Source organism: Actinomyces sp. oral taxon 180 str. F0310 (assembly GCF_000185285.1).
In the GTDB taxonomy this organism is placed as follows: Bacteria; Actinomycetota; Actinomycetes; order Actinomycetales; family Actinomycetaceae; genus Pauljensenia.
The window spans coordinates 1,909,867-1,928,318 of the sequence record NZ_GL622194.1 but is presented as its reverse complement, the minus strand read 5'-3'; the positions used below and the strand labels follow the sequence as shown (position 1 = coordinate 1,928,318).

Genomic DNA, 18,452 nt, shown 5'->3' with positions numbered 1-18,452 from the left:
AGTAGGAGTCTCGCCCCCCGGGCGTTTCAGCGGATCGATCAGGGGATCAGTACATTCCGCCCATGCCCGCGCCGGCGTCGTCGCCACCGGCGGCCGGCGGCTCCGGCTTGTCGGCAACGACGGCCTCGGTCGTCAGGAACATGCCCGCGATCGACGCGGCGTTCTGCAGCGCGGAACGAGTCACCTTGACCGGGTCAGAGATGCCCGCAGCCATGAGATCGGTGTACTCGCCGGTCGCGGCGTTCAGGCCGTGGCCGGGCTCCATGGACGCGACGCGGTCGGCGACCACGCCGCCTTCGAGTCCGGCGTTCTCAGCGATCTGCTTGAGGGGCGAGGAGATCGCCAGGCGCACGATGTTCACACCGGTGGCCTCGTCGCCCTCGAGGGCGTCCAGGGACGCAAGCGCAACGGAGGCAGCCTGGATCAGGGCCACGCCACCGCCGGCGACCAGGCCCTCTTCGGAAGCAGCCCGGGCGTTACGCACGGCGTCCTCAATGCGGTGCTTGCGCTCCTTGAGTTCGACCTCGGTGGCCGCACCGGACTTGATCACGGCGACGCCACCGGCCAGCTTGGCCAGGCGCTCCTGGAGCTTCTCACGATCGTAGTCGGAGTCGGTGTTCTCGATCTCCTGGCGGATCTGACGCACGCGGGCGTCCAGCATATCCTTGTCGCCCGCACCCTCAACGATCGTGGTCTCGTCCTTGGACACGACAATCTTGCGCGCGCGGCCCAGCAGCTCCAGGTCGGCGTTCTCCAGGGAGAGGCCGACGGTCTCGGAGATGACCTGGCCGCCCGTCAGGATCGCCATGTCCTGCAGCATCGCCTTGCGGCGCTCGCCAAAGCCGGGGGCCTTGACGGCCACGGACTTGAAGGTGCCGCGGATCTTGTTGACGACCAGGGTGGCCAGGGCTTCGCCCTCGACGTCCTCGGCGATGATCGCCAGGGGCTTACCGGTCTGCATGACCTTCTCCAGGACCGGGACGATGTCCTTGACGTTGGAAATCTTGGAGTCCATGAGCAGGACGTACGCGTCCTCAAGGACCGCTTCCTGACGCTCCTGGTCGGTCACGAAGTAGGCGGAGAGGTAGCCCTTGTCGAAGCGCATGCCCTCGGTGGTCTCGAGCGTGGTGTCGAAGGAGTTGGTCTCCTCGACGGTCACGACACCCTCGGCGCCCACCTTGTCGAAGGCCTCGGCAATGAGCTTGCCGATGGCGGGATCGTTGGCAGAGATCGACGCCGTAGCGGCAATCTGCTCGGTCGTCTCGACGGGCTTGGCATCGGCGTGCAGCTGAGCGACGATCGCCTCAACGGCCTGGTCAATGCCGCGCTTGAGGGCGATCGGGTTGGACCCGGCGGCGACGTTGCGCAGACCCTCGTGGACCAGAGCCTGGGCCAGGACGGTCGCGGTCGTGGTGCCGTCACCCGCGACGTCGTCGGTCTTCTTGGCAACTTCCTTGACGAGTTCGGCGCCGATGCGCTCGAAGGGGTCCTCAAGGTCGATCTCCTTGGCGACGGAGACGCCGTCCTTGGTGATCGTGGGGGCGCCCCACTTCTTGTCGAGAACGACGTTGCGGCCCTTGGGGCCCAGCGTCACCTTCACGGTGTCGGCCAACAGGTTGAGGCCGTTCTCCATGCCGCGACGGGCATCTTCATCGAACTTGATGAGCTTGGTCATTGGAAATATATCCTTCCGCGGTGCGGATCGGGTCCGGTGCCCGCGACGGACGACCGCGCTTGGTGGCGGCCTCACCGGACCTGTGGTCTTATCACTCTCCTTGCCGGAGTGCTAGATATGATTCTGGCACTCGACACACCAGAGTGCAAGGCGAGTTCCTCTCCCTTGAGCGCTATGCGCTCACGGCGTAATGGACCGGCGCGACCGCCTCGCGACGCCACGGGAGGCGCCCGCCATGGATCGAAGCGGGCACGCGGCACACCGCGAGGAGCCGCCCACCCGGCACGGATGGACGGCTCCTCGCACTCACGGCAAGAGAATCAGCGCAGGATGACGACGATGTCGGGATTACCCAGACCGCTCTCCTGACGCACAGTGTCGATACCAAGCTTGGAGGCAATGTCCTTCGCGGTAGCCTCCATGCGAGGATCCTCGTAGAAGACCGTCGACGTCTGGGTCGCCCATCCGTCGGCGTTTGCCGCAGAGGTTCCGGCATAGCCGGCCTCGTTAAGGATCGCGGCCTTCTGACCGGCGTAGCCCTGCGTGCCGGTCCCGTTGAGGACCTGGATGACCGCGCCGTGATCGGGAGCGGAAGCCGCAGGCGAGGAGGTGCTCGGCGAGGGGGTGGGCTCACTCGCCGACTGCGGCTCCTGCGTGGGTGCTTCGGTCGGACTGGGCGAGGAGGTAGGAGTCGTCGCGGCGGAGGTTGGCGCCGGGGTGACGGTGGTGGTCTGCTGGCGTGACAGGGCGGTCGCCGCCGCCCACCCCAGCGCGGGAACGATCACGAGGATAGCCAAGAATGGCCACACGTTCTTCCACTTGGAGGGCTTGGGGCGGTGCATACCGACGGGCATATCCTCGCCGGCACGGTCAAATTCATCCCTGGGGTACTGAGAGCTCACGCGTTCAGACTATCGGAAAAGACACTGTCAGGCGCGCAGACTCGCAGGAGTGTGGCGCGGGTGGTACGGCACTAGGCTGGGGTCATGAGCGAATACAAACCCCGCCCGCTGTCCGAACTGATCGACCCGGGTTGGGTCGGCGCGCTGGCTCCGGTCGAAGAGCGGATACACGAGCTGGGGGCGATGTTGGCCTCCGAGGTCGAGCACGGACGCGGCTACCTTCCCGCGGGCACCGACGTCCTTCGGGCGTTCACCTATCCTTTCGAGGACGTGAGGGTCCTGATCGTCGGCCAGGACCCCTACCCCACGCCGGGACACGCGATGGGCCTGTCCTTCTCGGTACGCCCCGGCGTCCCCCTGCCCAAGTCACTCGTCAACATCTTCCGCGAGCTGAGCGAGGACACCGGTTGCCCTCCTCCAACGTCGGGCGACCTGAGCGCCTGGAGTCGGCAGGGAGTGTGTCTCCTCAACCGGGTGCTCACCGTCCGTCCCGGCGCGCCGGCATCTCACCGGGGACGAGGCTGGGAAGAGGTGACTCAGTGCGCGATCGACGCGCTTGTCTCTCGCCGCTCCCGCGAGGGTCGCCCCGTACCGCTCGTCGCGATCCTGTGGGGCAAAGATGCGCAATCCCTGGCACCTCGCCTCGGGAACACGCCGATCATCGCGTCGGCTCACCCCTCTCCCCTGTCCGCCTATCGAGGTTTCTTTGGTTCGCGTCCCTTCTCGCGGGCGAACGAGCTCCTGCGCTCGCAGGGGGATCCGGGGGTTGATTGGACGCTGGGCTCATGAGGAGCCGGGACGGACGAAGCGTCGCCGCCCTGGCGCTTCGGCGCGCCATCGGGAATGCGTGGAGCCGACTATCGGACTCGAACCGATGACCTGCTGTTTACAAGACAGCTGCTCTACCAACTGAGCTAAGCCGGCGCGACAACTAGTGTGCCATAGGTGGGGTGGACGGCGCGCGGGCGACGCCTCCCACCGCAGGCCGATCAGTGTCCAAGGCGCAGGGTGGGGTGGTCCCACCCCGCGCCCGCCGACTCACTCCGAGCTGGAGGTCGTCCCCGAGCTCTGCGAATTCGCGTCGCCGCTCTGGGAGGGCTCGGCCGCATCGCTTGCCCCGTCCTGGCCGCTGCTCTGCGAGGTGGAGTCGGTGATCCCGTACTCCTGCATGATGCTCTGGCGCAGGGCACCGAGCTGGCCACCCAGCGGGATGACGGTGGAACGGTTCTTGACGAGCTCGGGCGTCCCCAGGCCGGATTCGCGCCCACTGTACCCGGCATCGCGCCACGCGTTGGTCGACGTCTCCAGGTAGGATTCGACCGCGTTCACGGGGAAGGTGTTGATGACGGAGGCGGGAACTCCAACCTCGGCAGCGATCTCCTTCACCTGCTTCCAGGACGCGTCCAGGTTCTGGACAACCTTTCCGTTCGAGGCCTGGAACTGGGTGCGGAAGTATGCGAGCAACGCGTGGTGGAACTCGACCCACTTGTCCGGAGCCTTCTGAGCGACCACCAGGGAGGCGCCGGCCGCGGGCTTGAGATAGTCCATGTTGACGGTGATAACCGGCTGAATCTCGAGGTTGAAGTGCCCCTGCGACGCCCAGGTGGTCAGGTCCTGGCCCATCGCGACGTCCAGGTCCGCGCAGGCGTGGCACGAGTAGTCGAAGTACTCGGTCAGGGTGGGCAGGTTCGGGTCGGCCTCGGCAACGATCCCGTTGCCGTTGAGGATGATGGGTCGCCCATCGGCGTAGGAACCCAGGACCTCGGAGGCATCGACGTTGCGCGCGGCGTTGATCTGGGCCTGCTGGTTCCAAATGACCGCGCCGACGGCGCCGACGACCGCCAGGACGATGGCGGCGACGCAGGCGATCACAATGATTCGAACGCGACGATCGGCGCGCTCCTGCGCCTGACGCATCTGTGCGGCCTTGGCGCGCACCGGATCGAGGGTCGACTTCGGATTCTTAGCCATGAACTCACCTTCCGAGACTGGTTGAATGTTGTCAGACTACCGATCCGAGCCGAGTCTCGCCTAGTGCAACAGGCCACCGGTGAGGACGATCCACGCACCCGCAAGGAATCCGGCGCATCCGAGTGTGAGCAGGGCGCGTCCCCACAGCGGGGGGACGAGCGCGCGCAGCGACGTGGCGAGGCCGACGCGCAGGTCTGCCGCGAAGGGCATCAGCCAGGCGATAAGCAGGGAGGCCGCCGCGAGCCCCCAGACGACGATCGCCGCGCTCGAGTCGCTCAGCCAATAGTCCTCGCGTGGAACGCTGGCAGCGGTGGCGACGTCGAGCGGCCACGACCACGCGGCCTCGCCGTCGCGTTGGTAGGACAGGAAACCCCACAGGGTGTAGGGAACGAGGCCCCCGACGAGGATGGCGAGGGCGGTCGTGAGCAGGGAGCGCAGGAGCAGGAGCGGCGACATCGCGATGACTGCGGCGCCGTCGCTGGGGCGGGGGCCGCGCAGGAAGCGGCGCCGCTCGAGCCACCGCGTCATTGCGCCGACCAAGCCGAAGGCGGTCAGCGCGATGCCCAGGAGAGTTGTGCCCGTGGCTCCCAGGAGGAAAGGCAGGGAGGCCAGGGTGGCCAGCACCGCGGCGGCGCAGATCCACGCCCCTTTGCCCCACGATGAGGCAGCCGCCTTGCCCGGTTGCCCACTTCCCTGCGGGAAGGAGGCGGGCGGAGCCCACGGCCCCGGTCCGGCGCCTCCGGGTGCCTGCGGGTAGGGGAGCCGCCCGTAGCCGCCGGGAGGACCTCCGGGCACTGCGGGTTGGTGAGCGGGCAACGGCACCCGGTGGGACGCGTCGGGCACCTGTTCGACCACGCTGGGGTTGCACTCGAGGGGGGCCATGACCTGGGTGGGATCCGTATCATCGACGACCTGCCACCGGCTGGTCGCGTCGTCGCGCCATGCGACCTCCTCCGTGTCCTCCTCGCCCCATCCGGCCTCGCTGCCTTCCTCGTCCCACTTCTCGTCGCTCTCGGCAATGGAGGCGGTGTCGACCACCTCGGTGTGATCGTTGACGGCGGCAAACTCGGAGGGGTCGCGCCCGGGGCGATCGGGGTAGGACACCTCGCGCGCTCCGTCGGCCACGGGGCGCCGACCCGCGTCCTCCCAAGCGGGTGGCGCGGCGATCTCCTGTGGATCCGAGCTGATGGATTGCGTGCGCGCGCCCGTGTCAAGGAGTTGCGCCCAGTTGACGGTGACGTAGTCGAGCTCGCCGGGGGCCCAGCCGACGGCACTCATCAGATCCGCGACGATCAGGGCGGGTGAGGGACGCTCGTCGGAATCGGGCGCAAGCCCGCCGCCGAGCACGTCCGCGACCGCCGGGTGCAGCCCGGCCAGGTCGGGCCTGCCCTCAACGACGCGCAGCATTGTTGCCGCGACGTCGCCTGTGCCGAAGGGGGGTCGTCCGGTCGCGCACGACAGGAGGGTGGCGCACCACGCCCACCAGTCGGATTCCTTCGTTGCTCCTCCTCCCCGGAGGAGTTCGGGCGCGGTGTATCCGGCCGTCCCGGAGACGAGGCCGGTGCGTGTCAGGTGCTGGTCGGAGGTCGCCATGGCGATACCGAAGTCGATGAGGACGGGTCCGCGCGGGGAGCAGATGATGTTGGAGGGCTTGATGTCGCGATGGATGATGTCCGCGTGGTGGACCGCGGCGATCGTGGACGCCACGTGGTAGGACATGGCGGCGACCCCACGCAGTGGGATCGGGCCGGAGAGGAGAATCTCCGCGAGCGTGGGTCCCTCGATGTACTCGGAGACGACGAAGGGCTGAGACGCCTCCGTTTCGGCGTCAAGGATGTGGGCAACGAAGGGCGAGCGCACGGAGTTCACGGTACGCGTCTCGCGCGCGAGCCGAACGCGCGAGGCCTCCGACGCGGCCAGCGCCGGGTGCATCGCTTTGAGGGCGACGCGCATTCCGCCGCCGTCCTCAGCCAGCCACACGGTGCCCGCGCCGCCCGTCCCGAGCCGACGAAGCAGCCGGTAGCCGCCCAGTTCCTCGCCTTCTTCCACCCCCTCAGCCTACCTGGCCCCCGGGCTGAGCGCGTCCACCCACAATCGTCTGCCGCCTCGCCGGGGCGATCCCGGGCGCGAAAGCACGACGGAGACTCCGCCTCGATCCATCATCCGATCCGGGCTGTACAGGGCCGTGCGCGCGTGGTAACTTCAGCGTAGTTGCACGCTCGGAACGATCCGGGCGTCGGCTCCGTGGGCGAAGACGCTCCACGGTCACCCACAATGGATCGTCCGGCACGTACCTGCCGGTGGGAAGGAATTGCATATGGCAACCGTCACCTTTGACAAGGCTACCCGCGTTTACCCGGGCTCCGACAAGCCCGCCGTCGACCAGCTCGACCTCGAAATCAAGGACGGCGAATTCCTCGTCCTCGTCGGCCCCTCCGGCTGCGGAAAGTCCACCTCGTTGCGCATGCTCGCCGGCCTGGAGGACGTGAACTCCGGCCGCATCCTCATTGGCGACAAGGACGTCACGGACGTTCCCCCGAAGAACCGCGACATCGCGATGGTCTTCCAGAACTACGCGCTGTACCCGCACATGTCGGTGCGCGAGAACATGGGCTTCGCCCTGAAGATCGCGGGCACCCCCAAGGACGAGATCAACAAGCGCGTCGAAGAGGCCGCAAAGATCCTCGACCTTGAGCCCTACCTGGACCGCAAGCCCAAGGCTCTGTCGGGTGGCCAGCGTCAGCGCGTCGCGATGGGCCGCGCCATCGTGCGCAAGCCCCATGTCTTCCTCATGGACGAGCCCCTGTCGAACCTGGATGCGAAGCTGCGCGTCCAGACCCGCACGCAGATCGCCTCGCTGCAGCGCGAGCTGGGCGTGACCACCGTCTACGTGACCCACGACCAGACCGAGGCGCTGACGATGGGCGACCGCATCGCCGTCCTCGCCGGCGGCCTCCTCCAGCAGGTGGGCACGCCACAGGAGATGTACGAGCGCCCCGCCAACGAGTTCGTCGCAGGCTTCATCGGCTCCCCCGCCATGAACCTGGGAACGTTCACGGTTGACGGCGAGTGGGCCAAGCTCGGCCCCGCCCGCGTGCCGGTGTCCGAGGCTGCCCGCGCTGCGATGACGGCCGAGGACGGCGGGAAGATCAAGATCGGTTTCCGCCCCGAGGGCCTGGACGTCGTCGACGCCGACGCGGAGGGGACGATCCCGGTGGAGGTTGACTTCGTCGAAGAACTCGGCTCCGACGCCTACGTCTACGGCCACCTGGCCGGGGCGGCCGAGGGAGAAGCTCTGGGTTCGGGCGCGGAGGGCACGGGCAAGCAGCTGATCGTGCGCGTTCCCCCGCGCACCGCCCCCGGCCGCGGCGGCGTCCTGCACGTGCGCATCCGCGAGGGCCAGCAGCACAACTTCTCCGCCGCCACGGGCGTGCGCCTGCCCGAGTAAGGCACGGCGCCCGCGCGCGACGCATCCCGGCCCCGGCCTCGTCCCTCACGGATGAGGCCGGGGCCGCCTCGTCTCGCGTGTGTTCTACGCCGCGACTGGGCGCGCCGTGGACGCTCGCCGTGGCAGGCCGGGCTGGTGGTGCCACAATGGGGGCATGGCTTTGGACATTACGGCGGCTGCGGTCGACTCCGCCCTCCTGGACCTCCCGTGGGACGTTCCCCTGGAGCAGTGGCCATCGTCCCTGCTCGCCGCCCTTCCGCGCGGCATTTCTCGGCACGTCGTGCGCTTCGTGAATCTGTCCGGCCGCGTGCTGGCGGTCAAGGAGATCGGCGAAACGGTCGCCCATCACGAGTACGACATGCTGCGCGACCTGACGCGCCTGGACGCCCCCTCCGTGCTGCCCGTCGCCGTCATCACGGGGCGCAAGGACCCCGAAGGCGAGGAACTCAACGCGGTGCTCGTCACCGAGCATCTGAAGTTCTCGCTGCCCTACCGCGCGCTTTTCTCACTGTCGATGCGCGCCGACACTGCGACGCGGCTCATTGACGCGCTGGCGCTTCTTCTCGTGCGCCTTCATCTCCTGGGCTTCTACTGGGGCGACGTTTCCCTGTCGAACACGCTGTTCCGCCGCGATGCCGGGGCGTTCTCCGCCTACCTGGTCGACGCTGAGACCGGTGAGTTACACGGAACCTTGACGCCCGGCCAGCGCGAGTACGACGTCGATCTGGCGCGCACAAACATCATCGGCGAGCTGATGGATCTCCAGGCCGGAGGATATTTCCCCATGGACGCCGACCCCATCGACGTGGGCGACCGCATCCGAACCCAGTACGACCTGCTCTGGCGCGAGGTCACCGCCGAGGAGTCCATCCCCAATGACCAACGCCGATACCTCGTGAACGAACGTATCCGCAGGCTCAACGACCTTGGCTTCGACGTGGCCGAGCTGCGCATGGCCACCGACAACGGCGGCGATCACCTACTGATTCAACCGAAGGTGGTCGATGCCGGCCACCACAACCGCAAGCTCATGCGCCTGACCGGCATGGACGTGGGCGAGCATCAGGCGCGGCGGCTCCTCGCGGACATTGACGCGTGGCGCGCCACGTCCGGCCTGGAGGACATCCCCCTCGAGCAGGCCGCCCACAAGTGGCTGACGGACGAGTTCACTCCCGTTGTCCGGGCAATACCCCGCGAGCTCGCGGGCAAGCTGGAACCCGCTCAGCTCTATCACGAGTTCCTGGAACACCGCTGGTACATGGCACAGCAGGCCGGGCATGATGTCCCCCGCGATGAGGTGGTCGCCTCCTACATCAACACGGTCCTCGCCTCCAAGCGCGACGAGGCCGTCCTCCTCGAACCGGGGCCCGGGAGGTCCTCCATGTTGAGCGCCGAGGCCCACCCCGACCTATGGTGAGTGGGTACACGCAGGCGTCCACGCTAGGAGAATCCATGTCCGACTTCCCACGCATCATCGCTCACCGGGGAGCTTCCTCCCTCGCTCCCGAGAACACGATCGCCGCGTTCTCGAAGGCCATGGAGGTGGGCGCCCGCTGGTTCGAGTTTGACGTGGACATCGTCGGGGACGGCTCCCTCATCGTCATCCACGACGACACGCTCGACCGGACGACGACGGGGACGGGTTCCTACTATCGCCTGGGTTTTTCGGACATTCGCCGCCTGGACGCCGGGCGTTGGTTCTCCGACACGTATCGTTTCGAGCGCATTCCCGAGGCCGCTGACGCCCTTGAGTTCGCCCACGCCCAGCAGATGGGCGCCAACCTGGAGATCAAGCCCTGTGCGGGCGGAGAGAGGCTGCGCGAACGGCTGGTCGAGTCGTTGGCCGTCGCGGTGGCGGGGAGCAAGGTCCCCTCCCGCCTCATCGTCTCCTCCTTCGACCATGAGCTCCTGGCGGCCTTCCACGCCGCGAGCCCGAACGTGGCGCTCGGCTGGCTCATTGAACGAGCCTGCGAGGAATGGCGTGAGGGCGCGACCGCCCTGGGAGCCCGGGCGATTCACCCCGGAGTCGAGGGGCTGTCGCGCAGGGACGTGCAGGCCATGCGCGATGCGGGCTTCGAGGTGAATGTCTGGACCGTCAACGACGTGGAACAGGCGCGCGAGCTGGCATCGTGGGGGGTGACGGGTATCTTCACCGATCGTCCCCAGGACTTCCCCGCCGACGCACTGGCGCTGTGAGACACGTCAGAGCCGGGGCGCATCCGCCCCGGCTCTGACTCGTCCCTGCTACTCGGCGGCCGCTGCGGCCCGGCGCGCGAATCGCTTGGAGACGTGCTTGGCGAGCGACAGCTCGGCGATGGAATCAACCATCATGAGGCCTCCGACGATGCCCGCGAAACGCATCCACCCGGAGCGGGGCGAGGAGGAGCGGACGGCCGCAACGAGCAGGCCCGCGCCGACGATGGCCTCCGCTGCCACGGCGGCGTGAATGATCCAGGGGCGCTCAACGGCCACCGACTCGTAGGAGTTCCACAGGGGCTTGACGACGGACTGCGGCTGCCCCATCATGATGTCCACGCTTCGGCCAATGGCGTTGGATATGCCTCGCGCCAGGTGGACGCTCACTCCTTCGACGTCCTCGGCGTCCGTGGTTCCCAAGAGGAATCCGGCGACGGATCCGGGAAGGCCGAGGGCACGAACAACCTTCCACACGGATTCCTCGCCCGTCGTGGCCACCGACGCCCACAGGGCGTCGGCGTCGGAACCGGGAACGGCATGGGCGATTTCCATGAGGTCGAGGCGATCGCCGACCAGGTCGGTGACGTCGGTGGGAAGCTCGGACGCCTTGTCGTGGCCGCCCGGCACGATCGCCGCGTCCATACCCCAGTTGTGGGAGACGATGTTCTCGAGGTGGTCGTCGGTGACGAGGAAAACCTGGAACTCGCCGTCGGACATGGACAGCGTCACGAGCGGCAGGTCGCCGAAGTTCCATCCTTCCTTCTCGGGGGGAAGCTCGGCGAGGAGCGCACGGTGGCCGTCGGCCAGCTCCAGGTCGCCCAGGTCCACGCCCTCCAGGGCCGCCAGGAGCGGGACCGAGGAGGCCGGCGTGCGCCCGATCTCGACGATGCGGGTGGGCGCAGTTTCCACGGTCTCGGGCGCGTCCTCGTCAGAGGGCCAGACCCGCCCGAGGGGTGATTCCCCGTCGGGGAGCTGGTCGGAGGTCGCATTGCCGATGCGAACCTCTGCGTCGAAGAGGATGGCCAGTTCCTCGGCCAGTTGGCTGGGGGTGGGGCCGGGCGTCACCTCGGTCGAGTCGGCGGGGACGGTGGCGACACGGTCGTCGCAGACCGCGACGTTGAGGCCGAGCAGCTGGGGGGAGGAGGGGAACCACTCGAGCTGCGCGAGGATCGCACGTTCCTTGAGCTCAGCGGCGACGGTGCTGGGATCTAGCTCGTGGCCGATGATCATGCCTTCGATGCGCGTCCATTCCTGGGCCATGTCACTACCTTCCTGTTCGTGGTGCCTTCATCTCACCACACTTAGTTCCATTGTGTCGCGAGTGTCGCATTTTCGCTCGCTCGCGCCGCCCGCCTCTATCGCTCGGTTCCGCCCCATTCGACCGCGGTAAAACCCGAGCGCGGGGGTGGCGGCGTCAGAATCTGCGGCTCGGCGACGGTGGAGGCGTCGGCCTCGCGGATCGACATGAACACCCGGATGAATGTGTCGGGGGTGACCGCCTCTCCGGCGGCGTCGGCGAAGCTGTAGGCGGCACGGCGCGTGTAGGCGCTCGCGTCAAAAGACACGAAGGTGTAGTCGTGAGCGCGCATGCGGGGCGCCCAGTAGGTGATGAAGTCGGCGGCCTCCCGCTCGTTGAGCCCGAGCTGGGCGAGCTTGTCTTCGAGGAAGGCGACGGCATCGTCGCGGGAGACGACGAATCCGGCGTCGGGTTCCGGCAGCGCCATCGTCGCATCCCAGAAGATGGAGGGATACGTGCGCCCGGAGGTATCCGTGAGTGTTCCATCCCTCGCCGCACCCACCGTCCACGAGGCGCGGGTGCGTCCGTCGACAGAGGTGACGCGCTCGGGTGCCGGGTAGACGGTGTCGAGGGTTCCCGTCAGGTCCAGCGTCACCGTCATCGTCCGTTCCTGCTCCGGGTACAGGTAGAGCACCGGCTTGTATGCCTTCTGCGTGCGCTGTTCCACCACGTGGACGACAACGAGGACCACCGCGACCGCAACACACAGGGTCACAATGGCGGCCAGTATCTGCAGCACTCTCTTCACGGCATCTCCCTACTCTCGATGCACCCGTCGTTGGGCCGTCGCTTGCCGCCTCCCGTAGTTCTCACATCATAGGGTCCGCCGTCGCCGCGTTTCAAGCCCCTTTGTCGAGGCGCCGCACCGGTCGCCCGGCCCGCGCGAGGGCGAACGCCGAGACAGTGTTGAGTGACGGAGCGCACGCTGCTATCCTGACCTGTTGCGCGGTGCCATCATCGAGTGCGCCGCATCGTCGAGCGAAAGCACGAATCATGTCTCTTATCCCCATCATCGCGGGCATCTTTGCCGCGCTCATCCTCATTATTCTCTTCCTGTGGGCGAGCTTCGTGTCGGCTTCTCCGGGCGAGATCAAGGTCATCTCGGGGCCCCGCGGCCAGCGCGTCCTGCACGGCAAGACCGGTTGGAAGGTCCCGCTCCTGGAGCGCGTGGATTCCATGACGGCTTCGATGATCTCCGTTGACGCCCAGACCACCGACTTTGTTCCCACAAACGACTACATCAACGTGCGCGTGGATGCCGCCGTGAAGGTGCGTATCGCAACCGACGATCCGACCCTGTTTCGCGCCGCGACCCGCAACTTCCTCTACAAGACGACGGCAGAGATCTCCGAGGAGGTGCGCGATACCCTCGAGGGGCACCTGCGCGCGATCATCGGTCAGATGAAGCTGACGGACATCATCACCGACCGCGCCGCATTCTCCGAGCGCGTCCAAGAGAATGCGAAGCAGGACCTGGAGGAGATGGGCCTGGAGATCGTCGCATTCAACATCCAGAACGTCACTGACCAAAATGGCGTCATCGACAACCTGGGTATCGACAACACGGAGCAGATCCGTAAGACGGCCGCGATTGCCAAGGCGAACGCGCAGAAGGAGGTCGCCCAGGCGACCGCAGTCGCGCAGAAGGAAGCAAACGACGCCCAGGTCGCGTCCCAGCTCGAAATCGCTCAGAAGCAAACGGACCTTGCGAAGCGTCAGGCCGCCCTGAAGGTCGAGGCCGACACCGAGAAGGCAAAGGCGGATGCCGCCTACGAGATTCAGTCCCAGATCCAGCGCCGCGACATCGAGCGCGAGACGGCCCAGGCCGACATCGTCAAGCAGGAGCAGCAGGCGGTCATCAAGGAGAAGGAGGTCGTCGTCACCAAGCAGGCGCTGCAGGCCGAGGTGAACGCGAAGGCCGACGCCGACCGCTACGCCGCCGAGAAGAAGGCCGACGCCGCCCTGTACGCCCGCCAGCGTCAGGCCGAGGCGGAGGCCTTCGAGCGGACGAAGAAGGCGGACGCCGACAAGCAGGCGATGCTCGCCGAAGCTCAGGGCATCGAGGCACGCGGCCGCGCGGAGGCAAGCGCCATCGGCGCGAAGCTGACGGCCGAGGCCGAGGGCCTGGAGAAGAAGGCCGAGGCTATGACGAAGATGAACCAGGCGGCCGTGCTGGAGATGTACTTCCGCGCACTGCCCGAGGTTGCCCGTGCGGTCGCCGAGCCGCTCTCGAAGGTTGATTCCATCACGATGTACGGGGAGGGCAACAACGCCCAGATGGTCGGCGACATCACGAAGTCGATCAGCCAGATCAACGCGGGATTGGGCGACTCCCTGGGTCTGAACCTGCAGCAGCTCTTCTCGGCGCTCGTCGGCGCGAAGCTGGTGTCCCCCACGATCGCCGACGCCGTGGAGGAGGGGGTTCGCGACGCCGCGGTGCCCACACCACCGCAGAAGTAGGACGGCACGAATATCCTGTTGCTGGCTTGGGGCGGGGTCCTTCGGGATCCCGCCCCAGTGCGTTGACGGGACGAGGCCGGGGATGCATCGGCGCGAAGGACTAGCGGCGTGCGGCAGGGCGCAAATGCCGGGCCTCGGGAGGCGAAGCGGTGCTGGACGAGTCGCGTCTTGTGCTGTGCGTGAGCCCACAGTAAGGCCGCCCGACCCCGGTGGGGGGTCGGGCGGCCAGGCGCCTGAGGCCGCGAGGCGGCTATCGACGACGTGTTCAGCGCATCTGGGTGCCGGTGGCGCCCAGGCGCTCGCAGGCCTCGACGACGCGGGCGGCCATGCCGGCCTCGGCCGACTTGCCCCACGTGCGCGGGTCGTACTGCTTCTTCACGCCGACCTCGCCGTCGATCTTGAGGACGCCGTCATAGTTGCGCATCATGTGGTCGACGACCGGGCGGGTGAACGCGTACTGCGTGTCGGTGTCGACGTTCATCTTGATGACGCCGTTGGCGACAGCGGTGGCGATTTCCTCGGCGGTGGAACCGGAGCCGCCGTGCATGACCAGGTCGAAGGGACGGTGGTCGAGGCCGAAGTGCTCAGCGACCTCCTTCTGGATGGTGCCGAGCAGCTCGGGACGCAGCTTCACGTGGCCGGGCTTGTAGGCGCCGTGCACGTTGCCGAAGGTCAGGGCCGTGATGTAGCGGCCCTTCTCGCCCAGGCCCAGGGCCTCGACCGTCTTGATGCCGTCCGCGGTGGAGGTGTAGAGCTTCTCGTTGATCTCGCCAACGACGCCGTCTTCCTCGCCGCCGACCGCGCCGACCTCAATCTCGAGGATGGTGTTGGCCTTGACGGACATGGCGAGCAGTTCCTTCGCGATCTCGAGGTTCTCGTCGAGCGGAATCGCGGAACCATCCCACATGTGGGACTGGAAGGTGGGCAGCTTGCCTTCGGCGACCTGACCGGCCTCGATCTCGAGGAGGGGGCGGACCCAGGAGTCGATGTTCTGCTTGGCGCAGTGGTCGGTGTGCAGAGCCACGGTGATGCCGTAGTTCTTGGCAACCTCGTAGGCGTAGGCGGCGAGGGCCAGCGAGCCCGTGACGCGGTTCTTGATGGTGGAGCCGGAGCCGTACTCGGAGCCGCCCACGGAGATCTGGATGATGCCGTCGGACTCGGCCTCGGCGAAGCCCTGGAGGGCGGCGGTGATGGTCTGGGAAGAGGTCACGTTGATCGCGGGGTAGGCGAACTTGCCGTCCCTGGCGCGATTGAGCATCTCTGCATAGACCTCGGGAGTTGCGATAGGCACTTGGAGCCTCCTAATCGAGTGACAGTTGTGTCGTGTCGTATTGTCTCACAATTTGCAGGAGGCGGAAGGGGATGGAAGTCCCGTGCTCGCACCTCATCGCCGCTTCGCGCGACGAGGGAGCGGCTCACGCATCTGGCGCCGATTACTCGCCTGCGGCGGTGAGGCGCGTGGCGTGGGCCCACATGACGATTGCTGCGGCGTGCCCGACGTTCATCGAACGCGTCGATCCGCGCTGCGTGACGGCAACGACGACGTCGCAGGCTGCCAGCATCTCCTCGCTCAGCCCGAGTGCCTCGGAGCCGAACACGAGGCATGCCTTGGCGGGCAGGATCGTCTCCTCCAGCGCGATCGAGTCCCGGACGTTATCCACGCCCACGATGGCCAGCCCGTGCCGCGCGCAGTGGAGGGCGAGTTCGGCTGCGTCGCGGGGGTGATCGACCGGAAGGTAGCGGTCGGTCACCATGGCGCCGCGGCGGTTCCACCGCCTGCGTCCGACAACGTGCACGCGGCGCGCGCCAAGCGCGTTCGCCGTGCGCACGATCGACCCGATGTTGAAGTCGTGGTCGAGGTTCTCGACGGCGACCTCGAAGGGGAGGCAGCGGGCGGCGACGTCCGCGCGGATCGCCTCCATCGTCCAGTACCTGTACCTATCCTCGACGTTGCGTCGGTCCCCGTGTTCCAGCAGCTCCGGGTCGTAGCGGTGGTCGACTGGCCAGGCGTGAGGGCCTCCGGGCCAGGGGCCGACCCCGACCGCGGCGCGTCCCTGGGCCTCGGGCGCCCGCCGGGCTTGGGCGCCATCCGGCGCGATGTCACACGCGTTTTCGAACTCGTTCACGGATCCCACCCTAGCGGGACCGTAGAATGGGGGCATGAGCGCACTGACAACTGCCCCGAAAGCGTTGATCGATCTCCCTCCCGTGACCGCCTGGCTCTCCGATATGGACGGCGTGTTGGTCAAGGAGAATCGCGCGCTGCCCGGCGCGAATGAGTTCCTGGCGGCGCTGCGCGACAACGGCATGCCCTTTCTGGTTCTCACCAACAACTCCGTTTTTACCAACCGCGACCTTTCGGCGCGCCTGGCCAACTCCGGCTTGGAGATTCCCGAGGAGAACATCTGGACGTCGGCCAACGCCACGGCAGCTTTCCTGCAGCAGCAGTCTCCCGGTTCCACCGCCTACGTGATTGGCGAGGCCGGCCTGACCACGGCAATTCACACGGCCGGATACGTGATGACCGAGACCGATCCGGAGTACGTGGTGCTCGGCGAGGTCCGTTCCTACGACTTCCGTGCCCTGACGCAGGCAATCCGCTTCATCGAGGGCGGGGCGAAGTTCATCGCAACGAATCCGGACGTGTCTGGCCCCTCCGACGAGGGAACCCTGCCGGCCTGCGGTGCCATCGCGGCGATGATCACGGCCGCGACCGGCCAGAAGCCTTACTTTGTCGGCAAGCCGAACCCCGTCATGATCCGCGCGGGCCTGAACAAGATCGGCGCCCACTCTGAGAGCGCCGCCATGGTCGGTGACCGCATGGACACGGACGTGCGCGCCGGCGTGGAGGCGGGACTGCGCACCCACCTGGTCCTGTCGGGCTCGACGACGCGCGAGGATGTTCGCAACTATCCGTTCCGTCCCTTCGGTATCCACGAGGGCATCGGCCAGCTCATTGAGCTGGTTGAGGCGGCCCACTGACACGCAACGACACGAGAAAGAACACCCATGACCAACGATTCTCAGAAGGCTCGTCTGGCGGCCCTGGTCCAGGAGCTGTCCGTCATTCACGAGAAGGTGACCCTTGCCTCGGGCCGGGAGTCCGACTTCTACGTGGATATGCGTCGTTCGACGCTGCACCACGAGGCGGCTCCCCTCATCGGCCACGTCATGCTGGACCTCCTGGAGGAGTCCGGCTTCGCGGTTGGCGAGGAGTACGTGGGAGTCGGCGGCCTGACGATGGGCGCGGATCCTGTCGCCACCGCAATGTTGCACGCCGCCGCCTCGCGCGGCCTGGACCTGGATGCCTTCGTCGTGCGCAAGGCAGCGAAGGATCACGGGATGAAGCGCCGCATCGAGGGGCCGGACGTGGAGGGCAAGAACGTCGTCGTCCTTGAGGACACCTCAACGACGGGCGGCTCCCCGCTTGAGGCGGCTTTCGCGCTACGTGAGGCGGGTGCCAACGTCGTCGCGGTGGCCGTCATCGTCGACCGCGCAACCGGGGCGAAGGAGCGGATCGAGGCCGAGGGCTTGCCGTACCTGTCCGCTCTGGGGCTGAGCGACATCGGCCTGGCCTAGACGATGGCCTCGGGGGTGGGGTCGGGCTCGTGCGCGAACCCGACCCCACCCCGTCTCGCTCAGAGGCGTCACATGTGCGGGATGGCTCTCATGGCGCGCGCGGTCACCCATCGGGGAGCAATCTTCATGGCCCCCATCGCGGCCTTGTAGGCGAGCGTGGGGGTCACCTGGATACGTCCCGCGCGCACGGCGTTGAGCGCACAGGTGACGACCTCCTCGGGAGAGGCCATGAGCCACGCCGGAGTTGCCTCCATGTCGACGCCTGCCCGCTCGAAGAAGGGGGTGTTGACGGGGCCGGGGCACACGACGGTCGCGGTGATGCCGGACCCCCGCAGCTCAGCGGCCAGGCCTTCCGTGAAGGCCACCACCCACGCCTTGTGAGCGGAGTAGGTTCCGGCTCCCGTGCGCGAGGCGACGGAGCCGACGTTCAGGATCGCGCCTCGCCCTCGCGAGCGCATCGAGATGCCTGCGTGGTGAGCGAGGATCATGACGGCACGAACCATCACGTCCACGCCCGCGAGTTCGGCCTCCAGGGTGTTGTCCAGGAAGTCTGTCCCCAATCCGAACCCGGCGTTGTTGACGAGAAGGTCAACGGGCGCAAGATCCGCCTTCTCGACGTCGGCGGGGCCTCCCACGTCAAGGCGTGAGGCAACCCTCCGGCACCCCTCGGCGGTGGACAGGTCGGCGGCGATGGTCTCCGCTCGCACCCCGGCGACGTTCGCGAGCGCTGACGCGAGCGCGCTCAGCGCTTCTTCGTGGCGCGCGACGAGGACGAGATCGTGTCCGGCGGCTGCGAGCTGCCAGCAGAATTCTTCACCTATTCCGGACGTGGCTCCGGTGACGAGTGCTGTTCCCATGGGGGCAGTGTAGCTCGCAGCGTCGGGGTATCACGAGGCCGGGGCGGGGATCTTCTCTCGCATCCGC

At 67.3% G+C, this 18,452-nt stretch carries 16 protein-coding genes and 1 tRNA gene; 7 read left to right on the top strand and 10 right to left on the bottom strand.

Features of this window, described 5'->3' with window-relative positions; translation table 11 throughout:
* Positions 1-46: 46 nt before the first annotated feature.
* Both groL and HMPREF9006_RS08200 read right to left on the bottom strand, forming a co-directional pair.
* Complete coding sequence (groL, locus tag HMPREF9006_RS08205) at positions 47-1,675, bottom strand: chaperonin GroEL (RefSeq protein WP_009213138.1); 1,629 nt, start codon at positions 1,673-1,675, stop codon at positions 47-49.
* 320 nt (positions 1,676-1,995) lie between these two features.
* Positions 1,996-2,529 carry a LytR C-terminal domain-containing protein gene (locus HMPREF9006_RS08200; protein ID WP_034231532.1) on the bottom strand — a complete coding sequence of 178 codons (534 nt, stop codon included), beginning with the start codon at positions 2,527-2,529 and terminating at the stop codon, positions 1,996-1,998.
* Positions 2,530-2,661: 132 nt separating this feature from the next.
* Between HMPREF9006_RS08200 and HMPREF9006_RS08195 the strand changes: the two genes are divergently transcribed.
* Positions 2,662-3,366 (top strand): uracil-DNA glycosylase, encoded by a 705-nt coding sequence (locus HMPREF9006_RS08195; protein ID WP_009213135.1) that lies wholly within the window; start codon positions 2,662-2,664, stop codon positions 3,364-3,366.
* A gap of 59 nt (positions 3,367-3,425) precedes the next feature.
* On the opposite strand, the gene HMPREF9006_RS08190 is transcribed toward HMPREF9006_RS08195, so the two are convergent.
* From HMPREF9006_RS08190 to HMPREF9006_RS08180, 3 genes are all read right to left on the bottom strand, one after another.
* A tRNA-Thr gene (locus HMPREF9006_RS08190) sits at positions 3,426-3,501 on the bottom strand.
* Between the two features lie 114 nt (positions 3,502-3,615).
* Positions 3,616-4,548 carry a DsbA family protein gene (locus HMPREF9006_RS08185; protein WP_009213134.1) on the bottom strand — a complete coding sequence of 311 codons (933 nt, stop codon included), beginning with the start codon at positions 4,546-4,548 and terminating at the stop codon, positions 3,616-3,618.
* Positions 4,549-4,608: 60 nt separating this feature from the next.
* Positions 4,609-6,597: a serine/threonine-protein kinase gene (locus tag HMPREF9006_RS08180; protein ID WP_009213133.1), complete on the bottom strand. Its 1,989-nt coding sequence runs from the start codon at positions 6,595-6,597 to the stop codon at positions 4,609-4,611.
* A 268-nt stretch (positions 6,598-6,865) separates the two neighbouring features.
* Here HMPREF9006_RS08180 and HMPREF9006_RS08175 point away from each other — a divergent pair, with 268 nt between their 5' ends.
* From HMPREF9006_RS08175 to HMPREF9006_RS08165, 3 genes are all read left to right on the top strand, one after another.
* Complete coding sequence (locus tag HMPREF9006_RS08175) at positions 6,866-7,996, top strand: ABC transporter ATP-binding protein (protein ID WP_009213131.1); 1,131 nt, start codon at positions 6,866-6,868, stop codon at positions 7,994-7,996.
* Positions 7,997-8,150: 154 nt separating this feature from the next.
* Positions 8,151-9,413, top strand: a complete 1,263-nt coding sequence (locus tag HMPREF9006_RS08170; protein WP_034231527.1) for a DUF4032 domain-containing protein — start codon at positions 8,151-8,153, stop codon at positions 9,411-9,413.
* 35 nt (positions 9,414-9,448) lie between these two features.
* Positions 9,449-10,192: a glycerophosphoryl diester phosphodiesterase gene (locus HMPREF9006_RS08165; protein ID WP_034231525.1), complete on the top strand. Its 744-nt coding sequence runs from the start codon at positions 9,449-9,451 to the stop codon at positions 10,190-10,192.
* A 48-nt stretch (positions 10,193-10,240) separates the two neighbouring features.
* Here HMPREF9006_RS08165 and HMPREF9006_RS08160 read toward each other — a convergent pair whose 3' ends face one another.
* The gene (locus tag HMPREF9006_RS08160) at positions 10,241-11,452 is read right to left on the bottom strand and encodes a hypothetical protein (RefSeq protein ID WP_009213128.1); all 1,212 of its coding nucleotides are present in this window, start codon (positions 11,450-11,452) and stop codon (positions 10,241-10,243) included.
* A gap of 95 nt (positions 11,453-11,547) precedes the next feature.
* Positions 11,548-12,237 (bottom strand): hypothetical protein, encoded by a 690-nt coding sequence (locus HMPREF9006_RS08155; protein ID WP_009213127.1) that lies wholly within the window; start codon positions 12,235-12,237, stop codon positions 11,548-11,550.
* Between the two features lie 245 nt (positions 12,238-12,482).
* Between HMPREF9006_RS08155 and HMPREF9006_RS08150 the strand changes: the two genes are divergently transcribed.
* A complete protein-coding gene (locus HMPREF9006_RS08150) occupies positions 12,483-13,949 on the top strand; it encodes a flotillin family protein (RefSeq protein WP_009213126.1) in 1,467 nt (488 codons plus the stop codon).
* Positions 13,950-14,214: 265 nt separating this feature from the next.
* Here HMPREF9006_RS08150 and fbaA read toward each other — a convergent pair whose 3' ends face one another.
* Positions 14,215-15,240, bottom strand: a complete 1,026-nt coding sequence (fbaA, locus tag HMPREF9006_RS08145) for a class II fructose-bisphosphate aldolase (RefSeq protein ID WP_009213125.1) — start codon at positions 15,238-15,240, stop codon at positions 14,215-14,217.
* A 142-nt stretch (positions 15,241-15,382) separates the two neighbouring features.
* The gene (locus tag HMPREF9006_RS08140; protein WP_009213123.1) at positions 15,383-16,111 is read right to left on the bottom strand and encodes a TrmH family RNA methyltransferase; all 729 of its coding nucleotides are present in this window, start codon (positions 16,109-16,111) and stop codon (positions 15,383-15,385) included.
* Here HMPREF9006_RS08140 and HMPREF9006_RS08135 point away from each other — a divergent pair.
* Both HMPREF9006_RS08135 and pyrE read left to right on the top strand, forming a co-directional pair.
* Positions 16,110-16,931 (top strand): HAD-IIA family hydrolase, encoded by an 822-nt coding sequence (locus tag HMPREF9006_RS08135; RefSeq protein ID WP_009213122.1) that lies wholly within the window; start codon positions 16,110-16,112, stop codon positions 16,929-16,931. The two genes, HMPREF9006_RS08140 and HMPREF9006_RS08135, sit on opposite strands and share 2 nt — an antisense overlap.
* Before the next feature lie 27 nt (positions 16,932-16,958).
* The gene (pyrE, locus tag HMPREF9006_RS08130; RefSeq protein ID WP_009213121.1) at positions 16,959-17,528 is read left to right on the top strand and encodes an orotate phosphoribosyltransferase; all 570 of its coding nucleotides are present in this window, start codon (positions 16,959-16,961) and stop codon (positions 17,526-17,528) included.
* Positions 17,529-17,596: 68 nt separating this feature from the next.
* On the opposite strand, the gene HMPREF9006_RS08125 is transcribed toward pyrE, so the two are convergent.
* Complete coding sequence (locus HMPREF9006_RS08125; protein ID WP_009213120.1) at positions 17,597-18,385, bottom strand: SDR family NAD(P)-dependent oxidoreductase; 789 nt, start codon at positions 18,383-18,385, stop codon at positions 17,597-17,599.
* Positions 18,386-18,452: the final 67 nt, after the last annotated feature.

Coding starts and splice junctions, on each gene's coding strand:
- HMPREF9006_RS08160 (WP_009213128.1), bottom strand. CDS start 11,452: ATGGCCCAGGAATGGACGCGCATCGAAGGCATGATCATCGGCCACGAG.
- HMPREF9006_RS08150 (WP_009213126.1), top strand. CDS start 12,483: ATGTCTCTTATCCCCATCATCGCGGGCATCTTTGCCGCGCTCATCCTC.
- HMPREF9006_RS08195 (WP_009213135.1), top strand. CDS start 2,662: ATGAGCGAATACAAACCCCGCCCGCTGTCCGAACTGATCGACCCGGGT.
- HMPREF9006_RS08165 (WP_034231525.1), top strand. CDS start 9,449: ATGTCCGACTTCCCACGCATCATCGCTCACCGGGGAGCTTCCTCCCTC.
- HMPREF9006_RS08170 (WP_034231527.1), top strand. CDS start 8,151: ATGGCTTTGGACATTACGGCGGCTGCGGTCGACTCCGCCCTCCTGGAC.
- groL (WP_009213138.1), bottom strand. CDS start 1,675: ATGACCAAGCTCATCAAGTTCGATGAAGATGCCCGTCGCGGCATGGAG.
- HMPREF9006_RS08135 (WP_009213122.1), top strand. CDS start 16,110: ATGAGCGCACTGACAACTGCCCCGAAAGCGTTGATCGATCTCCCTCCC.
- pyrE (WP_009213121.1), top strand. CDS start 16,959: ATGACCAACGATTCTCAGAAGGCTCGTCTGGCGGCCCTGGTCCAGGAG.
- HMPREF9006_RS08200 (WP_034231532.1), bottom strand. CDS start 2,529: ATGCCCGTCGGTATGCACCGCCCCAAGCCCTCCAAGTGGAAGAACGTG.
- HMPREF9006_RS08140 (WP_009213123.1), bottom strand. CDS start 16,111: ATGCCCCCATTCTACGGTCCCGCTAGGGTGGGATCCGTGAACGAGTTC.
- HMPREF9006_RS08125 (WP_009213120.1), bottom strand. CDS start 18,385: ATGGGAACAGCACTCGTCACCGGAGCCACGTCCGGAATAGGTGAAGAA.
- HMPREF9006_RS08175 (WP_009213131.1), top strand. CDS start 6,866: ATGGCAACCGTCACCTTTGACAAGGCTACCCGCGTTTACCCGGGCTCC.
- HMPREF9006_RS08185 (WP_009213134.1), bottom strand. CDS start 4,548: ATGGCTAAGAATCCGAAGTCGACCCTCGATCCGGTGCGCGCCAAGGCC.